At 55.4% G+C, this 6,299-nt stretch carries 6 protein-coding genes; all 6 read left to right on the top strand.

Going from position 1 to position 6,299, the window contains the following annotated elements; genetic code table 11:
• Positions 1-224: 224 nt before the first annotated feature.
• The 6 genes from AC3B8H_RS17170 (at position 225) to AC3B8H_RS17145 (ending at position 5,952) form a co-directional block, all read left to right on the top strand.
• Complete coding sequence (locus tag AC3B8H_RS17170; RefSeq protein ID WP_488442763.1) at positions 225-1,994, top strand: DUF4942 domain-containing protein; 1,770 nt, start codon at positions 225-227, stop codon at positions 1,992-1,994.
• A 113-nt stretch (positions 1,995-2,107) separates the two neighbouring features.
• Complete coding sequence (locus tag AC3B8H_RS17165; RefSeq protein WP_488442762.1) at positions 2,108-2,734, top strand: hypothetical protein; 627 nt, start codon at positions 2,108-2,110, stop codon at positions 2,732-2,734.
• An 89-nt stretch (positions 2,735-2,823) separates the two neighbouring features.
• A complete protein-coding gene (locus tag AC3B8H_RS17160) occupies positions 2,824-3,453 on the top strand; it encodes a hypothetical protein (protein ID WP_488442761.1) in 630 nt (209 codons plus the stop codon).
• A 91-nt stretch (positions 3,454-3,544) separates the two neighbouring features.
• Entirely contained in the window at positions 3,545-3,880 is a 336-nt protein-coding gene (locus AC3B8H_RS17155; RefSeq protein ID WP_488442760.1) for a hypothetical protein, read from the top strand.
• A gap of 132 nt (positions 3,881-4,012) precedes the next feature.
• Positions 4,013-5,665, top strand: coding sequence for a hypothetical protein (locus tag AC3B8H_RS17150; protein ID WP_488442759.1), 1,653 nt, complete (start codon positions 4,013-4,015; stop codon positions 5,663-5,665).
• Positions 5,662-5,952, top strand: a complete 291-nt coding sequence (locus AC3B8H_RS17145; protein WP_427501800.1) for a hypothetical protein — start codon at positions 5,662-5,664, stop codon at positions 5,950-5,952. The genes AC3B8H_RS17150 and AC3B8H_RS17145 overlap by 4 nt, the downstream gene beginning before the upstream one ends.
• The last annotated feature ends 347 nt before the right edge of the window (positions 5,953-6,299 follow it).

Genomic DNA, 6,299 nt, shown 5'->3' with positions numbered 1-6,299 from the left:
CCGCCTACCAGCGCGGTGAAGACGCCGGCGGCAGTATCGATTGGGCGGACTTAGACCCGCTGATACCGTTAGCTCAAGAAGCGCTTGGGTTGTCAGATTCAGACCCAGCTGCTTAATCATCCTTCGGCTTTTCGCGGTATCGCGGCGAGCCTCATTATCAATCCCTGCGGGAATGTCTGTTCCCAACCAGGGGCGTGACGTTCCCGTATTTTTTGGAGAATGTCATGACAGATCCCTTTCAATACTATGCCTCGACGGAAGCGCTGAGTATCAAGGCTTGGGCAAAGTTCAAGAACACCCGGTTTGTGCGGGTCCTGGATTCATCGGCCGGCGAAGGCCATTTGCTCAAAGCCAAGCCATTCAAACAGTACCAGCGGGTACCGATTGATTGCGTCGAAATCGATATGCGTAAGCATGCGGTGTTACGGGAACAAGGCTACACCGTGGTGGGCTTGGATTTTCTGCAGTTTCAAAACGGCAGCTGTTACTCGCACTGCATTATGAACCCGCCTTTTGCGTACGGTGCTCAGCACGTCCTGAAGGCCTGGGACATCTTGTTCAACGCCGAAATCGTCGCCATCCTCAATGCGGAAACCATACGCAATCCATTTTCGAAAGAACGCCAGCTGTTAGCGCGTTTGATCGAACAGCATGGCGAGGTGGAGTTCTTATCGGACATGTTCGCCGGCGAGGATGCCGAACGCAAAACCAAAGTCGAAATTGCTCTGATCTGGTTGAAGAAAACCTCGACCTTCGAACAGGACATCCTCGGCAGTATTTTGGACGATTTGCGTCGGGATCGTCGGGAAGCGGACGACTTGGCCAGCGCATTTCATGTGCCCCAGGAGTTAGCCTTACCGACTGCTTTTATCGATAACGCGGTATTGATGTTCGATGCCGCCTTCGAAGCGACACGGCAGGCTGTATTCAGTGAAGCCCGTGCCAGCCGCTATCGAGCCATGCTGGGCGAAACCCTGGGCGAGCTGAGTGGTGGCGGTGTCAACCGTGTAGACGATTCGTCATTGGATGCGGTGAAGCAGACATTGCACGAACGTTATCAAGATCTGAAAAATCGAGCATGGAGTAGCATTCTGCGCTCGACTCAGGTCACGTCACGATTGTCATCGGCGGCGCAAAAACGTTTGGAGTCGGATTTCGAAACGATCAAGTCTTTGGAATTTACCGTGGCGAATATTTACGGTTTTCTGCAAGGCATCATCGATCAGCAAGGTGAAATTCAACTCAGCATGGTCTGCGATGTGTTCGATCTGATCACGCGCTACCACAGCGACAATGCCGTGTATTACATGGGGTGGAAATCCAATGATAAACACCGCACGCTGGGGATGCGGATAAAGACCACACGCTTCGTACTGCCAGGGCATAAAGTCGAGTCCTACCACACAGGTCTTGACTGGGATTCGGAAAGGCTGCTAGCCGATTTCGACAAGGTCTTTGCCTTGCTCGACGGCAAGACCGAAGCGAAATCAAGTTTGGTATCGGTGTTTAGGCAGCATTTCAGTGCGCTTAAGCAGGGTGAACGGATAAGCAGTATTTACTTTGACGTCCGTTACTATCCGGGCGCCGGGACCATCCACTTTTTTCCGAAAAGCAAGACCTTGATCGACCGCATGAACCGTTGGGTTGGCTGTCGGCGACGCTGGTTACCCCCGGTGGACACCCAAGCCGGTCCAGGTTTCTGGCAGCAGTTCGAACAGGCGGAATCGCTCGATCGGGCGTTTCATGCCGAGGTGAATAAGCAGTGTCCAAGCGGTACTAGACACTTACGCTTCGACCCCTTTTGGGCCATCAAGCACGGCGGCGAGTCGGAACGGGAACAAGGCAACGCCCTTTTAACCCAGGCGATGAGCACGGTACTGGCCAGCCGAGGGATCGATCCGGATGCGGTGTTGGCGAATGAACCCGCCAACCGCAGTTTGCTGGAATGGCTTGATGCCTTGGAGTCTAATCAAGATCTGCCTTTGGCATCGTAATCCAAAGACCGATCCCATCTTAAATTAACCACTGGTCTCACCAGTACCTTACCCTGCGGGAATGTCTGTTCCCGACTGGGGGCGTGGCGTTCCCGTATTCAACGGAGAACACCATGCAAAATCCAATGATTGAACTGACCGTCTCGAATGGCCATACCATTCGTTACCAACGCCGGCCGTCCGGTACGTGTTTTCACGAAGAGACACCGCAAGCGGTGGTCGACATCCTCGAAGAGGTCTTGGGTACCCAGCGGAAAATCCGTTTGTACTATGGCGACCCGGCAACGGGACAGTCCTGGTTCGACGAGAACGACGTCATCGGCACCATCGGACGATCGGGCGGCAACATCAAGGTGCCGTTGCTGATCGAATCGGGTGAAATCGGCGGTCCGGCCATTCTGGACCACTGTATCGTGCGGATCGACAGTCCGTTTCGGACCCTTTACCAGCACCCGACTTTTCGGGTCGGCGACGTTGCCGTCCAACAAGGCGTGCACGTCGATCATCCGTGGTCGGTCACGATCGACGGCAAGGTCCATGCCGGCTTTGCCACCAAACGGCAAGCGAATGTGTTTGCCGCCTTCATTCAGGGCAAACGGTTTGCGATGCCGATCGACAAACACGGCGTAAAAGAGTGCGAAAGCGATGACTTGCCCTGGCAAGTCTGGTTGAACGACAAGCTGAAGGCCGCGTTTTTATCCGAAGCCGAAGCTAATCGCTATTGGTACGCGGTGCAGTAACCGCGCGCGACTCAAACCTTATCGAACCCCGACGGGTATCACACCCGTTTGGGTGGCGCCTGTCGGGTCTTTTTCTTAGGAGAAACACCATGACAAACCACCAAAAAAACCCTGACGATGCCATTAAACGCACCGTACAGCCATTCTTGACGGACCAAGGCTGGATTGCGCTCAACAGCGTGGCGATCGCCACTAAGTGCTACGCCACCGCGGTCGGACCGAAGCAAGCCTATGTCTATTTAGCCCTTTGGGGCTGCGAATGGGTGTTGACGGCCGACTACGACAGTCAAGGCCGCAACATCCTGGAATCGCTTCGCGTGACCTTGCCCGAAACGGCCGATACCGATACCGATGAAATTCGGCGGTTGACGGCCGCGTTTTCGGACGAGATCGACGCGCGGATAGCGGATAGCTACGCCGTCCGTCTGATCCGAAACGAACCGCAAAAACGGCCCTTCCCGCTCGGCACCGCCGTGGCGACGCCCGGTGCGATCGCCCGACTGGAAGAGACGTTGCTCGATCCTGGCCACTTGCTCTCGCGTCACGCCTGCGGCGATTGGGGCGATCTATGCGACGAGGATCGTGCGTTGAACGACGCTGCATTGGAACAAGGCGGCCGGCTGATGTCGGTGTACCGGATTTCCGAGCAGGACACGGTTTGGGTCATTACCGAAGCCGACCACTCGGTGACAACGGTGTTGTTGCCGGACGAGTATTAACCCGATCTTTTTATCAATCCACCCTGGCGGGGAGCGCAGTCTGTCCCGTACAGGGATGCTGCGCTACTCGCTGTTCAAAGGAGGAATCACCATGAGTACGCATGCAATGTTTTCGACTTACCCCTCACAAACCACCGCCGCCGTGCGGGCCCGGTTATCCGATGTCGGCGTCGACATGACGGCGTTGTTGGATCGGCATGCTCGCGGCGATTGGGGCGATATCAATCTGGACGACGAACAGGAAAACGGCCTGTCCCTCGTCTGCGGCGGACCGATCGTGTCGCAATTCAATTTGTCCGGCACGGACGGTATTCGGATTGAGACGGATACGCTTCGGAAAACCACGTGGATAGGTCTTACAACCGAACCGCACGGCCTTGCCAGGCACGCCCGCCATTCGTTGGGCGGCGAGGCGCTGGCGGCTTAAGACCATACACGCGCAGCACCTGCGATAAGCGGGTGACGCGCTTTTAAACCCAATGACTCGGGGAAACGGACATTCCCCGCCAGGGGTGCGTCTTGGTTTCCCCGAAATTCAACATCCATCGAGGAAAAACGCATGAACGCACCACTACAATTAAAAGTCAACGCTGAACGATTAGTCCACAGTCTGAAATGGAGTTTCACCCATCAGACCACGTATTTGGGTGAGCTGATGCAGAATGCCCGGCGTGCCGGCGCCCGTTATGTCGCATTCGACTACTGCGCCGAGACCAACACCTTGACCGTGACGGACGACGGCTGCGGAATCGATTCGCTCGACACCCTGCTGACCGTCGCCGAGTCCGGCTGGGACGTGGAATTGATTGCGAAAGAACACGCGTTTGGCGTGGGCTTTCTCTCGGCGTTATTCGCCTGCCGGCATCTGGGCTTATCCAGTAAGGGCGGGTGTTTTTCGATCGATACCGATCATATCCTGGGGTTTCAACCGGTGGAGGTTTCGCCGGCGACCGCTTGGAACGGTCTGACCGAAATCCGGCTGGTCGATATCGTCAACGGTCCGCTCGAAAACACCTTGGCGGACTTAGCGGCCGGTTTTCCGATTCCGGTGCATTTTAACGGCGTCCCGTTACCGCGACCCCACGCCGTCGATGCTGTCGATGCGGCGGAGTTCGTGGCATCGGCGGTCGGCGTCATTCGCTTGGCCAATCTGCTCGATGGCTATCGGTATAGCCGGGATTGCCTGGTGTATTTACAAGGCCTACCGGTCTATCGAGACCATTATTACCGGATCGGGGACACCCGCTACCCTGGCAATATCGTGCATCTGGATAGCGAACTCTTCATGGCTCGCTTACCGGATCGCGACAAATTGGTGGATGAAGCCGATGTACTTCAGCGAGTTCGCGAAGCGATCGGCACGGCGATCGAAAGCCAGCTCACGGCACTGAAAACGGCCTTGAGCGCGGACGATTTCCTGACCTATTACCCGGTGCTACGCGAGTCCGGCTTGATGCGCTTGCTCAACGATGTCGATCGACTGCCCACGCAGCTGGTCTCCCGCATCCTACGGCCGCCGGTCTGCGATACCGAACTGTTTGGTGACTTTGAGGAAACGGTTGACCATCCGATCACTCAATCCGCCGTCGAAAGCGGACAAGTGCAATTGGTGACGATTGACGATGACTTATGGTCCGATGCGGTATTGCGACACCTTCTGGCCTGGAAAAAAGACTGGTTGCTCGTCAAGAACCTATTCGACGCCGGGCATTGGGTGCAGCCCTATTTGCGGCACTTGAGCCAAGAAGCAGTGCAGTGCGAGATCCTCAACGAATCGCATCGCGCGCAATTTCAAGGCATCTGGGTCTCGGTCACGGCGGTGTTTTGCCGGGCTTACCGAATCCGGATCGGCGCCGATAGTGTGGACATCGATGCACACGGTGCTTATACCGGCAACGAGCAAGACGATATCGTCCTAATTCCCTGCCATGAAAAGTGGGGAGACGTGCTGGAACAGGTGTCGCGATTCTGCGAAAACGACGATGACTATCAAGGTCCTTGTCACGATCAGGATATCGCGCAATTCGCCCACTTCATCGTGGCGAATACCGCCGACGATCCTGCCGACGCGCTGAAACGACTCTTGCCGGATCTGACAGGATGCAAAATGCTACACGGCAACCGGTTTGTATTGGAAATCGATCAGAATGGGCAATTGACGGCCGTCACGTTAGCGAATGCCACGTTAACCGACCTCGAGCCGCCGTCATGACCTGCAAATTCATCGTGGACGTGCAAACGCTGGATACCGAACCTGGCCATCCCGACTCCCCTTTTTCGCCGCCGGCGGATTGGGAAGACGGGAGCACCGAGTACCGAAACTGGTTGAGAAGCCAATTCAAAACCAGTCCCTGGGTTCGGCAACGACTAGGGATTGCCGCCCGGCGTTATGCCAAGCGGGAAACCTTAGACTTTCAAGGCCGGTTCGGCGCAGTATTGCCGGCCATCCTGGACAGCATGTTGAAGAAATTGCAAACCGAGCCATCGGTCGGCGATTAACGGATACCCCCCTGACGCTTGCGTGAGGGGGTATTTTTTTGCGCAACCGATATCAATTGCGTATCCCGACCGAAATCAGCCGGCCATTCCGATTAAAAACCGCCACTGGTTCCGATGTAAACCAAGGCTATCGATTCGGGTATGATAATGCCATAGATGAATGACCGCTTTTGGAAGTGATGAACTGTCTCAATCGACCCATTGCTGTCTATCACTCAATCTGATTCAATGGCAGCAATTGGATCATTACCAGCCCATTTGTGTAGCCTGGATGACGCGAAGCGCAATCCGGAATTTGAGAGTCTTAATTCTACGCTGGCTAATGTTTTGGTTTGTGATAAGTGATA

Source organism: Methylomonas sp. BG-2 (assembly GCF_057766305.1).
The sequence above is the reverse complement of the archived record's forward strand: the minus strand, read 5'-3'. Positions and strand labels throughout refer to the sequence as shown.